At 72.5% G+C, this 13,236-nt stretch carries 19 protein-coding genes and 1 pseudogene; 9 read left to right on the top strand and 11 right to left on the bottom strand.

Features of this window, described 5'->3' with window-relative positions; all coding sequences use genetic code 11:
- Window positions 1-47: 47 nt before the first annotated feature.
- Window positions 48-1,268: a hypothetical protein gene (locus tag B5P21_RS02950; RefSeq protein WP_133064159.1), complete on the bottom strand. Its 1,221-nt coding sequence runs from the start codon at window positions 1,266-1,268 to the stop codon at window positions 48-50.
- On the opposite strand from B5P21_RS02950, the gene B5P21_RS02945 reads away from it, so the two are divergent.
- Window positions 1,258-1,632, top strand: a complete 375-nt coding sequence (locus tag B5P21_RS02945) for a hypothetical protein (RefSeq protein WP_045529698.1) — start codon at window positions 1,258-1,260, stop codon at window positions 1,630-1,632. The genes B5P21_RS02950 and B5P21_RS02945 overlap by 11 nt on opposite strands.
- Window positions 1,633-1,785: 153 nt before the next feature.
- On the opposite strand, the gene B5P21_RS02940 is transcribed toward B5P21_RS02945, so the two are convergent.
- The gene (locus tag B5P21_RS02940) at window positions 1,786-2,064 is read right to left on the bottom strand and encodes a GlsB/YeaQ/YmgE family stress response membrane protein (protein ID WP_012039357.1); all 279 of its coding nucleotides are present in this window, start codon (window positions 2,062-2,064) and stop codon (window positions 1,786-1,788) included.
- Window positions 2,065-2,188: 124 nt separating this feature from the next.
- Here B5P21_RS02940 and B5P21_RS02935 point away from each other — a divergent pair, with 124 nt between their 5' ends.
- Window positions 2,189-2,857: a response regulator transcription factor gene (locus B5P21_RS02935; RefSeq protein ID WP_045529702.1), complete on the top strand. Its 669-nt coding sequence runs from the start codon at window positions 2,189-2,191 to the stop codon at window positions 2,855-2,857.
- A gap of 44 nt (window positions 2,858-2,901) precedes the next feature.
- Here B5P21_RS02935 and B5P21_RS02930 read toward each other — a convergent pair whose 3' ends face one another.
- Genes B5P21_RS02930 through B5P21_RS02920 form a run of 3 tightly spaced genes read right to left on the bottom strand, consistent with a single transcriptional unit; the run spans window position 2,902 to window position 4,070 of the window.
- The gene (locus B5P21_RS02930; RefSeq protein ID WP_080939340.1) at window positions 2,902-3,075 is read right to left on the bottom strand and encodes a type II toxin-antitoxin system ParD family antitoxin; all 174 of its coding nucleotides are present in this window, start codon (window positions 3,073-3,075) and stop codon (window positions 2,902-2,904) included.
- Between the two features lie 6 nt (window positions 3,076-3,081).
- Window positions 3,082-3,864: a Fic/DOC family protein gene (locus B5P21_RS02925; RefSeq protein ID WP_045529704.1), complete on the bottom strand. Its 783-nt coding sequence runs from the start codon at window positions 3,862-3,864 to the stop codon at window positions 3,082-3,084.
- Complete coding sequence (locus tag B5P21_RS02920; RefSeq protein WP_045530589.1) at window positions 3,864-4,070, bottom strand: hypothetical protein; 207 nt, start codon at window positions 4,068-4,070, stop codon at window positions 3,864-3,866. Before B5P21_RS02920 ends, B5P21_RS02925 begins: the two co-directional genes overlap by 1 nt.
- A 181-nt stretch (window positions 4,071-4,251) precedes the next feature.
- Between B5P21_RS02920 and B5P21_RS02915 the strand changes: the two genes are divergently transcribed.
- Window positions 4,252-5,316, top strand: coding sequence for a S66 family peptidase (locus B5P21_RS02915; RefSeq protein ID WP_045529706.1), 1,065 nt, complete (start codon window positions 4,252-4,254; stop codon window positions 5,314-5,316).
- 48 nt (window positions 5,317-5,364) lie between these two features.
- Here the strand turns inward: B5P21_RS02915 and B5P21_RS02910 are convergent, their stop codons facing one another.
- Both B5P21_RS02910 and B5P21_RS02905 read right to left on the bottom strand, forming a co-directional pair.
- Window positions 5,365-6,399: a glycosyltransferase family 9 protein gene (locus B5P21_RS02910; protein WP_045529708.1), complete on the bottom strand. Its 1,035-nt coding sequence runs from the start codon at window positions 6,397-6,399 to the stop codon at window positions 5,365-5,367.
- Window positions 6,400-6,447: 48 nt separating this feature from the next.
- Complete coding sequence (locus B5P21_RS02905) at window positions 6,448-7,113, bottom strand: DedA family protein (protein WP_045529710.1); 666 nt, start codon at window positions 7,111-7,113, stop codon at window positions 6,448-6,450.
- 415 nt (window positions 7,114-7,528) lie between these two features.
- Here B5P21_RS02905 and B5P21_RS17005 point away from each other — a divergent pair, with 415 nt between their 5' ends.
- Complete coding sequence (locus B5P21_RS17005) at window positions 7,529-7,666, top strand: hypothetical protein (RefSeq protein ID WP_181390732.1); 138 nt, start codon at window positions 7,529-7,531, stop codon at window positions 7,664-7,666.
- A gap of 31 nt (window positions 7,667-7,697) precedes the next feature.
- On the opposite strand, the gene B5P21_RS02895 is transcribed toward B5P21_RS17005, so the two are convergent.
- Complete coding sequence (locus tag B5P21_RS02895; protein ID WP_045529711.1) at window positions 7,698-8,321, bottom strand: TetR/AcrR family transcriptional regulator; 624 nt, start codon at window positions 8,319-8,321, stop codon at window positions 7,698-7,700.
- Window positions 8,322-8,386: 65 nt separating this feature from the next.
- Here B5P21_RS02895 and B5P21_RS02890 point away from each other — a divergent pair, with 65 nt between their 5' ends.
- A complete protein-coding gene (locus B5P21_RS02890) occupies window positions 8,387-9,025 on the top strand; it encodes a GNAT family N-acetyltransferase (RefSeq protein WP_094170743.1) in 639 nt (212 codons plus the stop codon).
- A 24-nt stretch (window positions 9,026-9,049) separates the two neighbouring features.
- On the opposite strand, the gene B5P21_RS02885 is transcribed toward B5P21_RS02890, so the two are convergent.
- Window positions 9,050-9,286: a hypothetical protein gene (locus B5P21_RS02885; protein ID WP_045529715.1), complete on the bottom strand. Its 237-nt coding sequence runs from the start codon at window positions 9,284-9,286 to the stop codon at window positions 9,050-9,052.
- Window positions 9,287-9,331: 45 nt separating this feature from the next.
- Between B5P21_RS02885 and B5P21_RS02880 the strand changes: the two genes are divergently transcribed.
- Window positions 9,332-9,814 (top strand): MarR family winged helix-turn-helix transcriptional regulator, encoded by a 483-nt coding sequence (locus tag B5P21_RS02880; RefSeq protein WP_045529716.1) that lies wholly within the window; start codon window positions 9,332-9,334, stop codon window positions 9,812-9,814.
- A gap of 57 nt (window positions 9,815-9,871) precedes the next feature.
- Here B5P21_RS02880 and B5P21_RS02875 read toward each other — a convergent pair whose 3' ends face one another.
- Window positions 9,872-10,711 carry a type II toxin-antitoxin system death-on-curing family toxin gene (locus tag B5P21_RS02875; protein ID WP_094170742.1) on the bottom strand — a complete coding sequence of 280 codons (840 nt, stop codon included), beginning with the start codon at window positions 10,709-10,711 and terminating at the stop codon, window positions 9,872-9,874.
- On the bottom strand, window positions 10,711-10,872 hold the full coding sequence (locus tag B5P21_RS16750; protein WP_158385414.1) for a hypothetical protein: 162 nt from the start codon (window positions 10,870-10,872) through the stop codon (window positions 10,711-10,713). The genes B5P21_RS02875 and B5P21_RS16750 overlap by 1 nt, the downstream gene beginning before the upstream one ends.
- A 220-nt stretch (window positions 10,873-11,092) precedes the next feature.
- Between B5P21_RS16750 and B5P21_RS02870 the strand changes: the two genes are divergently transcribed.
- From B5P21_RS02870 to B5P21_RS17145, 3 genes and pseudogenes are all read left to right on the top strand, one after another.
- Window positions 11,093-11,938, top strand: a complete 846-nt coding sequence (locus B5P21_RS02870; protein ID WP_045529718.1) for an endonuclease/exonuclease/phosphatase family protein — start codon at window positions 11,093-11,095, stop codon at window positions 11,936-11,938.
- Complete coding sequence (locus B5P21_RS02865; protein ID WP_052663247.1) at window positions 11,932-12,591, top strand: DUF2238 domain-containing protein; 660 nt, start codon at window positions 11,932-11,934, stop codon at window positions 12,589-12,591. The genes B5P21_RS02870 and B5P21_RS02865 overlap by 7 nt, the downstream gene beginning before the upstream one ends.
- Before the next feature lie 147 nt (window positions 12,592-12,738).
- Window positions 12,739-13,227, top strand: a pseudogene (locus B5P21_RS17145) (D-glycero-alpha-D-manno-heptose-1,7-bisphosphate 7-phosphatase); the annotation flags it as partial.
- Window positions 13,228-13,236: the final 9 nt, after the last annotated feature.

Raw genomic sequence — 13,236 nt, 5'->3', positions numbered from 1 at the left:
CTCGGCGACCCGCCCCTCCTCCGTGCTCCAGCGCCGGACGACGAGGATCAGGCGATCCTCTTCCCCGCGCTCGTCTTCACGAGCGACGGGTACCCGGCCTTGGTGCCTGTCGTGGCGACGGTGATCGTCGCGCCCTTGTCGGCCGCGACGAGCGAGTACGTCGTCGCCGTCGCACCGGGGATCGTGACGCCGTTGCGCTTCCACTGGTACGTCACGGTCACGGGCTGCGGCGCCCAGGCGCCGGCCTTCGCGGTGAGCGTCTGTCCCACCTTCAATACGCCGGAGACGGTGGGTGCGACGCCCGTGATGACCGGCTGCGGCACGCGGGCCGTCGCGGCCGAGGTCTTCGTGGCCGAGGTGAAGCCTGCCTTGGCACCCGTCACGGAGATCGTGATCTGCGTCCCGGCGTCCGCGGGGACGACCGTGTAGGTCGGGTTGGTGGCTCCCACGATCGCGTTGCCGTTGCGGTTCCACTGGTAGCTCAGGGTGACCGGCTTCGGCTCCCACGTGCTCGTCCGCGCCGTGAGTATGTTGCCGACCTTCGCGGTGCCGATGATGGACGGCGCCGGCGTGGACGTGAGGAGCTGCGTCGCCGACGGCTTCGGGCCGGTCGTCGCGCTGACCTCACCCCAGCCGGCGTTGTCGCCCAGTTCGGCGAAGGTGATGTAGAAGTTGACCGTCTTGGCATATCCGATGTCGAACGTGATGGAGCCTGCGATGGGCGCGTTCACACGGTCGACTTCCAGCTCGGGGACGCCGTACAACCCGTAGTAGACGCCCTTCGCTCCGGAGTTGCCGTTCAACGCATCGCGGGCATCCCAGGTGAAGGTCACGGACGATCCGGAGACCTTCGCCGTCGGCTGGGTCTCCGTCGGGAACCCACGGGAGACGATCGACTCCCATGCGGATGTCGCGCCGACGACCGTCTTCCCGTTCACCGTCCCCGCGGTGCGCCAGCGCATGGAGTGCTCGCCCGCAGGCAGCTCGATGATGTGCCAGTCGATGTCGACGGAGAAGTACACCGACGACACCCAGACGCCCGACCCGTCGAGTTCGTATTCGAAGGAGCCGTCCTGAACGTCAAGTCCGCCGTAATTCGGGAGTAGTTGCACCTGAACCGTGGGCTCGGGTTCCAGCGACGCCTCCTCGCGCTCGTAGTAGACGGAGGGCGCGGGGAACGTGGACGGAGCGGGCCCCGTCACGCGCGCCGTGGCAGCGCTCGAACGGGACAGCGACGTGTAGCCGGACTTCGAGCCGGTGATCGTCACCGTGATCTGCTTGCCCACATCCGCGGTCCGGACTGCGTATGTGGAGGCAGTCGCGCCCGATACCGCGACACCGTCGGACCACCACTTGAAGGCGAAGGCCGTCGGCGCGGGAGTCCAGGAGCCGGTGGCGACCGTCAGGGTCGAGCCGACCGTCGCTGAGCCGGAGATGACCGGCGCCGAGCTCGCGGTGAACGCGATCGTGCTGGCAGCGTGCGCGGGCGCCGGAGCACCCGCGGCTGCGGTCGTTCCCACGGCGATGGCGATGGCCAGAGCCACGCCCCGCCAGGTCTTCTTCGTCGCGATCATCGTCGTCTCGCATTCCTGCGAGTCGGTCTCGCGCCGGATGAAGCATCACAGCGAATGAACGGGTGCGCGCCCCCTTGTTCGGGGAGGTTTCGAAACTCCGCGCAACGCGACGAAGGGGCGGGCCGCCTCCTCGGCCGCCCGCCCCTCCTCGTCTCCACTACCGGCTGTCGTCAGGTGCGCGCCAGCGCATCGACGGGTCGCCCGGCCGTGTTCAGCGGCGGACTGCCTTGCGGCCGCCGACCTTCACGTAGATGAAGAGCACGATGATGGCGCCGATGATCGAGCCGATGATGCCGGCGGGCTGGAAGAAGCCGTCCATGGCGTCGCGCTGGAACAGCAGGAACGCGAGGAATCCGCCGACGAAGGAGCCGACGATGCCGAGCACGATGGTCATGAGGATCGACATGCTCTGGCGGCCGGGCACGACCGCGCGGGCGATGAAGCCGGCGATGAGGCCGATGACGATGAGGCTGATGATGAGTCCGAGCATGGTGATCTCTCTTCTGTGCGAGCACGTCAGGAAGACGCGCGGTGGTGCCCGTTCGGGGCGATGACCTCAATCAACCACCCTCCGGGGTGTGGGAGCACACCCCTGGGGGTGGGATCCTGGATCCATGCCCGCCACACGCACCCGTCCCGTCACGATCGCGCTCGTCGACGACTATGACGTGGTGCTCAAGGGCCTCGCCCACATGTTCGACGACTACCGCGACCGGGTGCTGGTCGCCGAGATCGACGCCAACGCCGCCCTCTCCGACGAGATCGACATCGTGCTCTACGACTCGTTCGCGCAGCCCGAGTCGGATCACCACGAGATCGCGGAGCTGGTGCGGAACCCGCGGGCCCGCCGCGTGGTCGTCTACACCTGGAACTTCCAGCCCGAGCTCGTCGCCGACGCCCGCCGACAGGGCGTGCAGGGCTACCTCTCCAAGGCGCTGCCGGCGCGGGAGCTCGTGGAGGCGCTCGAGCGGATCCACTCCGGCGAGGAGCTGTTCAACGAGGCGCCGCTGCGGGCCGCGAGCGCGCCGTCGCTCGACTGGCCGGGCAAGCGCGAGGGGATCACGGACCGCGAGTCGGAGATCCTCGCGCTCATCACGCAGGGCAAGAGCAACCAGGAGGTCGCGTCGCTCACCTACCTCAGCCCGAACACGGTGAAGAGCTACATCCGCTCGATCTACCGGAAGATCCAGGTGCAGAGCCGCACCCAGGCGGTCATCTGGGGCGTGGGGCACGGGTTCAGCCCGGACCATCACCGGATCGACCACTGGCTGGGTGGGCCGTAGGGGGCACCTAGAGGTCTTCGGGGCCGGTGGGAACCGTCATGGCTTCACGCGCGCTTGTCCACGACGAACGCGTCGAGGTCGAACGGTGCGGCTTCGCCGCTCGCCTCACCATCCACCAGCGCTGCTCGCAGCGCCTCGAGCCGGCTCTTCTGGTCCTGCAAGCCGCGGAGCCCGGCGTGGACGGCCTCGCTCGCGCACCGATAGCGCCCGGATGCCACTTGTCGCTACCTCCCGTAGCCGCCGTCTCGGCCGCTCGCGCGACCACCGGCAAGCGGGCCCGGTCGCGCGGCGCCGCGGACCGCTCGCGACGCTGACGGCCCCGCGGGTCGCGCGGTCCCGGGCGATGCCGGGCGCGGGAGGGGGACGATCGCTCGCCCCAGCACCTCCTCCAAGCGCGCATTGCTGCCGGTGTCCTGGCTATGGAATCGGGCCTCGACGAACTGCTCCCTCAACGGCGATCCGACGGCGAACCGTGACCAGTCGATGCGGTACCCCGCCTGCTCCGCGAGCTGCGAGAAGAACACGAACTGCGTGCGGGTGTTGCCCTCGCGGAAGCTGTGGATGACGTTGAGCTCGCCCCAGCTCTCCGCCAGCTCCCGGACGAAGTCCGGCTGCTCGAGACCGCGCAGGAGGTCCTTGTCGGCGAGCTGCCGGTACTGCGCCTCAGCTGCTTCGGTGAGGGTCGGACCGGCGGGGTAATAGGAGTGACCGTCCTTGGTCATGAAGGAGCCGATGGGAGCGACGCGCTCCTCACCGGCCCAGTCATAGACATCCTGGAAGAGGTGCCGGTGGATCGCCTTCATGTGGGGGTAGTCGAAAGCACCGACTACGGGTCGCCGGTTCAGCTCGGCGGCCCTCATTCGCGCGGTCGCCTCTTCCATCGCGCCCAGCTTGGTCGCGTCGGTCTCGCCGTGGGGCTTCCCGGGAGCCGTGAACTTGTTCCGCAGGACCTTCGACCCCGGGATGTAGTAGTCCTCCCAGGTGCGGAACGTCGACCGGCGGGGCATCAACCGACGACGTGGCGACGGATGGCGGCTACAGCCTCTTCGCTCGTGATCTCCTCACGAGCGGCGCGCTCCGTTATCTCGATCAGCACGGGATCCGTCACCTGGTGGCCGGCGAGCGCGAGGGCAGCGTCGGCGAAGGCGAGGCTCTCCGCGGCTCGTGCATCGCGTGCCGCGATGGCGGCGGCGGAGGTCTGTGCGTGCGGCATGACGGGATCCTTCCTGGGGTCTACAAACCTACCCGCGCGGCACTGAAGCAGGCAGTGAATAGCCATGTCCTCGAAGCGCAGCATGGACGGCGAGCTGGGGATGAGCCTCCGGCCGCCGATGGGGGATGCACGGCCATCGCATGTCCGCGCGCTCACGGCCTCCTCTGGGAGCATGACCCGCATGATCCCCTCCACCTCCTCCCGCTTCCGCAAGTCCGTGCCCAAGGCGAAGGCGGGAGACCGGGTGGCGGTGCTGAGCCCCGCATTCGCGGCCCCCGGGATCGCGCCCGAGGTGCACGAGCAGGCGATGCGGCGGCTGCAGGAGGCGACCGGGCTGATCCCCGTCGAGTACCCGACCACCAGGCGGCTCGGCGCCAGCGCCCGCGACCGCGCCGCCGACATCACGGCCGCGTTCGCCGACGACTCCATCCGCGCCATCGTCTCGACCATCGGCGGGGACGACCAGGTCACCGTGGTGCCGCACGTCGACATCGAGGAGCTGGCCCGGAACCCCAAGCCGTTCCTCGGCTACAGCGACAACACGAACATGCACAACCTGCTCGCGGGGCTCGGCATCCCGAGCTTCTACGGCGGATCCACCCAGGTGCACCTGGGTGCCGGGCCCGGCATCGACGACGTGCACCTGCGCTCGCTGCGGGCCGCGCTCATCGCGGGCGGGGAGCTCGAGATCACCGAGCCCGGGGAGTCGGAGGACTTCGGGATTGACTGGACGGATCCTCGCGCCCTCACCGAGCACGGCGAACGTCACGCGACGGAACCGTGGAAGTGGGCCGGGCCGGCGCGCACGGTGGAGGGGCCGACGTGGGGCGGCTGCATCGAGGTCATCGACCAGATCGCCATGGCCGACCGCATGCCCGAGGTCGCGAAGCTCGAGGGCGGGATCCTGCTGCTCGAGACGAGCGAGGGGGTGCCGTCGGCCGACAGCGTGAAGCGGTGGGTGCGGGGGCTCGGCGAGCGCGGGATCCTCGACGTCGTCGCGGGCGTGCTCGTCGCCCGGCCGGTGACCATCGTGATGGGTGCGCCCGTGCCGTCGACCGAGGAGCGCGCGCGGCTGCGGGCGGAGCAGCGCGACACCGTCATCGAGCAGATCGCCCGCTACAACCCGCGCGCCGTGGTGTGCGTGGGCGTGCCGTTCGGGCACACGCGGCCGCAGTGGATCCTGCCCCACGGCGGCACGGTGCGGCTCGACGGGGCGGCCAAGACGGTGTTCGCGGACTACAGCTGAGACGCGGCGGCCCCGATCTTGGCGACGGCGCGGAGCTGACCCGCCGGATCAGTCGCGCGGCTCGCCCGTGAGGGGGCGGATCACGCGGTGGCCGTCGAGGGAGCGGGCCGCCTCGAGGACGTGGGCCGGGGTGATCGCGAGGAGCGCCGGATCCGGGATCGCGGAGAAGGTGTCGCCGAGGCGCTGGGACGCGTCGGTCAGCACGATGTGCGGGCCGGACGCGGGCGGACCCCACTCCTCGGGCGGGGCCGGGCCGAAGATCACGACCGACGGGATGCCGTAGGCGGTCGCGAGGTGGGCGGCGCCGGTGTCGGCGGAGATCACGAGGTCGGCGGCCGCGATGATGCCGGCGAAGGCGTCGAGGGCCAGCTCGCCCGCGAGCACGGTCGCGGTGGGCAGGCCGGCGAGGGCGGCGACCTCGAGGGCGCGCTCGCGCTCCTTGTCGGATCCGGTGAAGACGACCGTGCGGCCCTCGTCGGCGAGCGCGCGGGCGACCTCGGCGAAGCGGTCGACGGGCCACTGGCGGGATCCGTAGGCGGCGCCCACGTGGATCACGACGGCGTGCTCGGCGACGGGCGGCTCGGCGGGGACGAGGATGCCGACGTCCTCGGGATCCGCGGGCATGCCGTGCCAGGAGACGAGCCGGGCCCAGCGGTAGCGCTCGAGGACGTGGTCCTCCCAGGCGGGGCCGTCGGCGGCGGGCATTCCGTCGAGCTCGGGGGCGGCGTGGCCGAGGGTCCGGTGCGCGCGCAGCTCATGGAGGAGGGTGCGGCTCTCGTGACCTGCGCCGTGCAGGTTGATCGCGAGGTCGACCGTGCCGGGCTCGCGCGCGATCGGGTGGTCGAAGCCCTGCTGCGGGAGGTGCTCGTCGACCATGCCGAGGAGGCGGACGACGGGGGCGAGCCAGCCGGTGGTGGCGAGCGAGATGCGGGCGTCGGGGTGCGCGCGGCGGATGGCGCGGAGCGCGGGGACGGCCACGAGGATGTCGCCGAGCTTGATGGCGCGGAGGACGAGGATCTCGGCGGGGTGGTCGGCGGATGCGGTCACGGCGTCGGGAGCGGCACTGGCGCCGGGGGTCTGCATGGGTTCCAGCCTGGCAGAGGAGCGCGGTGGCGGTCGGGCCGCCGGTCGTCAGGCGGCCCGCACCCGCCGGATCAGCCGCGACACCACGAACCACACGACGAGCAGCGCGATCACGCCGATGGCCGCGTACGAGATCAGGCCGCTCCACTCCTCCAGCATCGGGCGGATCGCCGGGCCTAACGCGAAGCCGAGGCCCACCCAGATGGCGTTCCAGGCGCCGGATCCGAGGATCGTGTAGAGCGAGAACCGCCCGATCGGCATGCGCTCGATGCCCGCCGGGATGGAGATGAAGGAGCGCACGAGCGGCACGCACCGCCCGAGGAGCACGGCGGTGCCGCCCCAGCGCGTGAAGAACGCCTCGGCCTTGTCGAAGTCGGCGTGGTCGAGCAGCGGGATCCGGCCGACGAGGCGGCGCGTGCGGTCGCGGCCGAGCGCGGCGCCGATCGCGTACCAGATGAGCGCGCCCACGAGCGCGCCGGCGGTGGCCGCGGCCCACGCGCCCCACGCGCTCATGCGGCCCTCGTAGGCGAGGAAGCCGGCGACGGGGAGGATCGCCTCCGAGGGGATCGGCGGCACGAACGTCTCGATCAACACGGCGAGGCCGACGCCCACCTCCCCCAGCGTCTCGATGAGCGAGAGGACCCAGCCGACGAAGCCGTCGTACCCCTCGCTCGGATGGATCTCTCCGGGGGTCACTGCGGTGATGGCGCTCATGCGGCCTCTCGTCCTGTCGGGGGGTCGGGCGTCGGGATCGGGCGCCGGTCATCGGGCGTCGGGATCCCGCGAAGCCTAGGGAACGCATTTCCACGTCCGCTGAATCGGGCGCGTGGTCCGTGCGGGCTACCCGCCTGCACCGCCGGGGGACGACGTGCGCGGCGTCGCGGGAGAGGCTGGATCCACGGCCGCCGCGCCGCATCGCCCCCGCCCGACGCCTCCCGAGGAGCTCCGCCGTGATCCACCTCGCCCGTCCCGTCGCCGCCCGCACCGCCGCCGCCCGGCCCGCCCGACTCGCCCGACTCGCCCTGGCCGCGGCCCTCGGCGCCGCCCCCCTCGCGCCGAGCTGCCCGCGGACGGGACCGTCGACGACAAGTCGGGCAGCGGCGCCTACGCCAGCCGCGGCGACGTCGCGGTGATCTGGCGGCCCGACGCCGCGCCCATCGTGATCGCGATCCACTCCTCGAAGGACCATCAGGACGCGGACGCCGACGACGCCCTCATCTCCGGCGCCGCCACGACCGCGGCGCAGGCGCTCGGCGCGCTCGGCTGACGGGTCGGACAGCGCCGGGCGGGCGCCGGGATCAGCGCCCGCCGTCCTCCGCGAGCAGCGCGAGCGCCCGGGACAGGTCGGCGACCGCGCGCTCGGCCGCCGCGTCCGCCCCCGCGTCGCGGCACGCGAGCCAGGCCCCGATGACCCCCTGCATGCCCGCCACCGCGAGCGCCGCGCACCGACCGGCGCGCTCCTCGTCGAGGCCGGCCGCGGCGAACCGGCGGCGCGTCTCCTCCACGTAGCGGCCGTGCTCCCAGGCGGGCAGGTCGGCGAGCGCGGAGATCCGCTGCACGGCGGAGGCGAGGTCGAGCAGCACGCGGTGGCGGTCGGGCTCGCGGCGCACCCGGTCGAGCTCAGCGCGGAGGGTCTGGGCGACGACCTCGCCGAGCGGTGCGCCCGCGGGATCCTCGGCGGCCTCCAGCTGCGCGACGACCGCCTCGACCTCCTGCCGCAGCAGCGCGCCGAGCAGCTCCTCCCGCACGCCGAAGCAGTAGTGGAAGGCGCCGTGCGCGAGGCCGGCCTCCGCGGTGATCGCCCGCGTGCTCGCCCCGGCGACGCCCGAGACGGCCATCACGCGCACCGCGGCGTCGAGCAGCTCGGCCCGCCGGGCGTCCCGTGATCCGTACGCGCGGGTGCTCTCGGAGGCGGGCTTCATGGGAGAAAGCTACCAAGCGCGCACGATGTGGCCGAGTGGCCAAAACTGTCGTCTAGCGTCGGGGCATGAGCATCGAGCACCCCACCGCCCCGACCATCCGCACCGCCCGCCCCGCCGACCTCGACGGCGCGACCCGCGTGCTCGCCGAGGCCTTCGCGGAGGATCCCGTGCTGGTCGGCTTCGTCCCCGCCGGCCCGGGGCAGCCCGCGCGACTGGCCCTGCTGTTCACCGCGCTCCTGCGCAGCGGCCCGCTCCCCGAGGGCACGGTCGACGTCGCGGTCGACGCGCGCGGCGGGATCCTCGGCGCGGCGGTCTGGGAGGCGCCCGGCGGCATCCCCGCGCACCGCACCCTCCGGCAGGCGCCCACGTTCCTGGGCTCCCTCGGGGTCGCCGGGGCGATCCGCGCGGCCGTCCGCCTCCGGACCCTGGACCGCGCCCGACCGGGCCTCCCGCACTGGCGCCTCGCCGAGGTCGGCGTGAGCGCGGCGGCGCGCGGTCTCGGCGTCGGATCCGCGCTCCTCGCCCACAGGCTCGCCCGCGTCGACGCCGACGGATCCGCGGCCTACCTCGAGTCGTCGACCGCGCGGAACCGCGCGCTCTACCTCCGCAACGGCTTCGCCGAGCTGGGCGCGCTGACGGGCCTCGCCGGGTCGCGCCCGGTGGCGATGTGGCGGGCGGCGCGCGTCGAGGCCGCGGTGGCCTGACGGCGCCGGATCGGCACGAACGGATCAGACGGGGCAGTGCACCTGCGTGCGTGCGCCCGACCGGTCGATGTCGTGGTCCGGCATGGGCTTCCCGCACATGGGACAGAGGCGCGACTGTGGCTCCGGCACCGGGTCGTCGGTGTACGGGCCGAGCGGGGGCGCGCCGAGGTACGGGCGCAGTCGCTCGTTGAACCGCTCGATGGCCGCCCCGAAGCCGCGCTCGCGCCGCGGGCCGCCCTCCCGATCCTTACCTCGTGTCATAGTATTCAGTGTACGCGGTATTTCCGCAGGCGGCGAGGAGCTGGCATGGCACACGAGGGCGCGACGCGCACGGATCCCCTGGCGCTCGAGAGCCAGCTCTGCTTCGCGGCCGTGCTGGCGGCGAGATCCGTCGTCGCGCTGTACCGGCCGATCCTCGAGCCGCTCGGTCTCACGCATCCGCAGTACCTCGTGATGCTCGCCCTCTGGGAGCGCGACGGGCGCTCGATCTCCGACCTCGGCGGCGCGCTCGCCCTCGAGCCCGCGACCATCACGCCGCTGCTCAAGCGCCTCCAGTCGGCCGGCCTCGTGGAGCGCGCCCGCAGCGCCGAGGACGAGCGCGTAGTGCGCGTCACCCTCACCGACGCCGGCCGCGCGCTCCGCAGCGAGGCCGAGCGGGTGCCGGCCCAGGTGGCCGAGCGCACGGGCATGACCCCGTCGGAGCTCGGCAGGATCCGGGACGACCTGCACGAGTTCCTCGCGCGCATCGACGCGGCCCCGGAGCCCGCGGGGAAAACCGCTCCGGCTTGACAGACCCGACGGCCCTCCCGCCGGTCGCGTCGGCATCCGTAGAGACGCCGCCTGACTTCAGTCCGAGATGTTCGCGAACATGACCTTGAGGGGAAGAGCCCCGACGAGCACGCCGTCGAGCCGTACTTCCACCACGAGATCGCCTGGGACGACGATCTGCGGGGCGACTGGCACGTGGAACGTGGAGGGCATGAGGCCCTCGGGGTGATGCTCGTGACCGCCCCGTGCCGGGGGAGGGAGTTCGAATCTCGCCTTGTTGCGCCGCGGCGGGACCGTCACTGCTGGGTCACGGGGGACGACGGCCAATGCGAGCACATGCCCCTGACCTGTGTCCTCCTCGCGCCAGTGGATCCTGCCGCACACGAAGACCTGTGTGTCGTACGGCGGTGTCCTTCCGTGCGGGCCGATCATCCCGATAGCGATGCCGACACCGTGCCAGGTAGGGAGGAAATCGCCCTCCTCCACATGCTCGACGAGCATCAGGTACTCGATCCGCGGGTCCACAGCGCTCCCCCGCTGGCGTCGCTCATGGACGCTGCGGAACCACTCGGCCACGCGCGGCGTCTCGACGACTCCCGCGGCGACCGCGAGCGTGAACACCTCCGCCTCGACGGGCTCTATGGCCCCGAGGACCACTCCGTTGAGTTCAAGGAACGAGACCGCAGCCAGGAACGCGGTCCGCTTGTTGCCGTCGTGGAAGTACTGAGTGGTCGCGAGGCCGTGCATCAGGGCGGCGGCCTTGTCGAAGACGCTCGGGAACGGATCGACGCCCCCGAAGCCGTTGAACGCCCGACCGACCGCCGCGTGGACGCCATTGGCGTCACGAACCCCTGCGCCGCGACCGCCGAACTCCAGGTTGATCTGGACGACCGCCTCGAAGGAGAGGGCGACGACCATCAGGCCAGGCGGCGGAGCAGCTCTGCGTGTCGCTTCGCGAGGATGCGGGCGACCCTCATGGTCTCCTCGACCGACGCGACACGGTCGTCGCGAGAAGAGTCGACCACGAAGTCAGGCTGGCTGACGCCGACCACCTGCTGCTCGCTCTCCCGGACACCCATGGCGTCCACGGTAGTCGAGCGAGGTGGGGAGGTCCATGGATGCGATCGCACCCGTGGACGGGCGGCACGCTGGTACGTTCTCCGGGTACGCCCCAGGACCATTCGGCCACGCCGGACTCCTGGGGCCATCGTCTTCTCCGGCCACGAGGAGCACACGCCCGCCCGTGACGGTTCCCCGCCAGCCGCGGTCGCCGCGGCCTCGCAGGGGGACGATGGATCCATGACCCTCCGCGCCGACGGCACCCTCCAGGACGGACGGGCGCTCGTCGGCCCGATCGACGCCCCCGAGCTGCACGTGATGACGTACAACATCCGGCGCCTGTTCCGACGCTACCGGCCGGGCAGCCCCGACCGCTGGGCCGACCGCGAGCCGCTCATCGCCGAGCTGCTCCAGCGCGAGCAGCCCGCTCTCCTCGGCACGCAGGAGGCGATGCCCACGCAGGGCCGCGCGCTGTCGCACGCGCTCGGGCGGCACTACCGGCGGATCGGGCACGGCCGCAACGCCGACGGCCACGGCGAGGGCTGCCCCACCTTCTACGACACGCGCCGCCTCGAGCTCACGAGCTGGCGGCAGGTCGCGCTGTCGGACACGCCCGCGGTCGCCGGATCCCGCAGCTGGGGCAACATGGTGCCGCGGATCGCCGTGGTCGCCGACTTCACGGATCGCGCCACCGACCTGCCCCTGCGGCACGTGAATACGCACTTCGACCACCTCTCGCGGCGGTCGCGCGAGGAGTCGGCGCGCATGGTCCTCGGGATCGTCGCGGAGGTGCAGGTGCCCACGATCGTCGCAGGCGACACCAACGCGGGGGTCGACACGGAGCCGCACCGGCTGCTCCTCGAGCACGGCGCGCTCGTGGACGCGTGGCCCGCCGCGCGCGAGCGCCTCACGCCCGAGTGGGGCACGTGGTCGAACTACACGGCGCCGAAGCGCACCACGCGACGCATCGACTGGATGCTCGTGACCCCCGACGTCGAGGTGGAGCGCGTGGGCATCAACACCACGCGCATCGGCGGCCGAGCGCCGAGCGACCACGAGGCGCTGCAGGCGGTGGTGCGGTGCTGACGGATCCCACCGGGCCGAACCCGCCGGACGCCCCCGCACCGCCCGCGGACGTCGCGGCCTTCGCCGGGCTGGCCGGGCTCACCTTCCTGCGGCCGCCGCGCGGGGTCACGGCGGTCCTCGCCGACGTCGTCCGCGTGATCGGGCTGCTCACGTTCCTCTTCTCCGTGTTCGCGTGGACGGGCACGACGTCGGCGATGTTCGCGCTCGCGCTGCTCGGGCTCGTGGCGCCGCGGGGACTCGGGGCGCGGCCGGGGCTGGACCTCGGCATCGGGATCACGACGCTCGTCTCGGCCGCGAGCAACCGGCTCGACCTGTACGAGACGCTGCCGTGGTGGGACATCCCCGCGCATCTCGTCACGACCGCCGCGCTGGCCGCGCTCGTGATCCTGCTCGCCGATCGCGCGGGCGTCGTGGTCGACCGGCGGTCGCTGCCCCTCGGGTTCCTCGCGCTCACGGTGGGGCTCGCGCTCTCGGCGCTGTGGGAGCTCGGCGAGTGGGCGGGGCAGGCGTGGCTCGACCCGGAGATCCTCACCGGGTACTCCGACACGATCGGCGACATGGCGGTCGGCGGGCTGGGGGCGCTGCTGATGGCGCCACTCATGCCGATGCTGCTGGCGCGGTCGCGGTGGATCACGGAGGTGGCGGCGCGCTGACGACCCGCGCGGTCCCCGCGTGGCGCCCCCGTCGCCGCGCCCCCATCCGAGGGCGCTGCTCCCCGCGCGCGCGGACGAACGTGACGGCCCGAGGAGAAGTGCTCGCCGCCGGGTTTGGGTGGAGGAGCAGTCGGGTACTGGCCGGTCATGCGCTCGCCCGGGAACGACCTCGAGGCCGTCCTGTTCGACCGGGACGGGACGCTCGTCGTCGACGTGCCCTACAACGGCGATCCCGCCCTCGTCGAGCTCATGCCCGGCGCCCGCGAGGCCGTCGACGCCGTGCGGGCCGCGGGCCTGCGCGTCGGGATGGTGACCAACCAGTCCGGGATCGCGCGCGGCCTCATCACGCGCGACCAGGCCGACGCCGTCAACGCGCGCGTGCAGGAGCTGCTCGGCGCGTTCGACCTCGTGCTGCTGTGCCCGCACGGATCCGACGACGGCTGCGACTGCCGCAAGCCCCGGCCCGGCATGGTGCTCGAGGCATGCCGGACGTGGGGCGTGGATCCGTCGCGCGTCGCCGTCGTGGGCGACATCGCCGCCGACATGGGCGCGGCCCGGAGCGCGGGCGCGCGCGGCGTGCTCGTGCCGACGGCCGTCACACGCGAGGAGGAGGTGGCCGAGGCGGAGCTGGTGGCCCCGACGATC

The sequence above is a fragment of the Clavibacter michiganensis subsp. insidiosus genome (assembly GCF_002240565.1).
In the GTDB taxonomy this organism is placed as follows: domain Bacteria; phylum Actinomycetota; class Actinomycetes; order Actinomycetales; family Microbacteriaceae; genus Clavibacter; species Clavibacter insidiosus.
The sequence above is the reverse complement of the archived record's forward strand: the minus strand, read 5'-3'. Positions and strand labels throughout refer to the sequence as shown.

Coding starts and splice junctions, on each gene's coding strand:
- B5P21_RS02940 (WP_012039357.1), bottom strand. CDS start 2,064: ATGCTCGGACTCATCATCAGCCTCATCGTCATCGGCCTCATCGCCGGC.
- B5P21_RS02935 (WP_045529702.1), top strand. CDS start 2,189: ATGCCCGCCACACGCACCCGTCCCGTCACGATCGCGCTCGTCGACGAC.
- B5P21_RS02925 (WP_045529704.1), bottom strand. CDS start 3,864: ATGCCCCGCCGGTCGACGTTCCGCACCTGGGAGGACTACTACATCCCG.
- B5P21_RS02920 (WP_045530589.1), bottom strand. CDS start 4,070: ATGCCGCACGCACAGACCTCCGCCGCCGCCATCGCGGCACGCGATGCA.
- B5P21_RS02915 (WP_045529706.1), top strand. CDS start 4,252: ATGATCCCCTCCACCTCCTCCCGCTTCCGCAAGTCCGTGCCCAAGGCG.
- B5P21_RS02910 (WP_045529708.1), bottom strand. CDS start 6,399: ATGCAGACCCCCGGCGCCAGTGCCGCTCCCGACGCCGTGACCGCATCC.
- B5P21_RS02905 (WP_045529710.1), bottom strand. CDS start 7,113: ATGAGCGCCATCACCGCAGTGACCCCCGGAGAGATCCATCCGAGCGAG.
- B5P21_RS02895 (WP_045529711.1), bottom strand. CDS start 8,321: ATGAAGCCCGCCTCCGAGAGCACCCGCGCGTACGGATCACGGGACGCC.
- B5P21_RS02890 (WP_094170743.1), top strand. CDS start 8,387: ATGAGCATCGAGCACCCCACCGCCCCGACCATCCGCACCGCCCGCCCC.
- B5P21_RS02885 (WP_045529715.1), bottom strand. CDS start 9,286: ATGACACGAGGTAAGGATCGGGAGGGCGGCCCGCGGCGCGAGCGCGGC.
- B5P21_RS02880 (WP_045529716.1), top strand. CDS start 9,332: ATGGCACACGAGGGCGCGACGCGCACGGATCCCCTGGCGCTCGAGAGC.
- B5P21_RS02875 (WP_094170742.1), bottom strand. CDS start 10,711: ATGGTCGTCGCCCTCTCCTTCGAGGCGGTCGTCCAGATCAACCTGGAG.
- B5P21_RS16750 (WP_158385414.1), bottom strand. CDS start 10,872: ATGGGTGTCCGGGAGAGCGAGCAGCAGGTGGTCGGCGTCAGCCAGCCT.
- B5P21_RS02870 (WP_045529718.1), top strand. CDS start 11,093: ATGACCCTCCGCGCCGACGGCACCCTCCAGGACGGACGGGCGCTCGTC.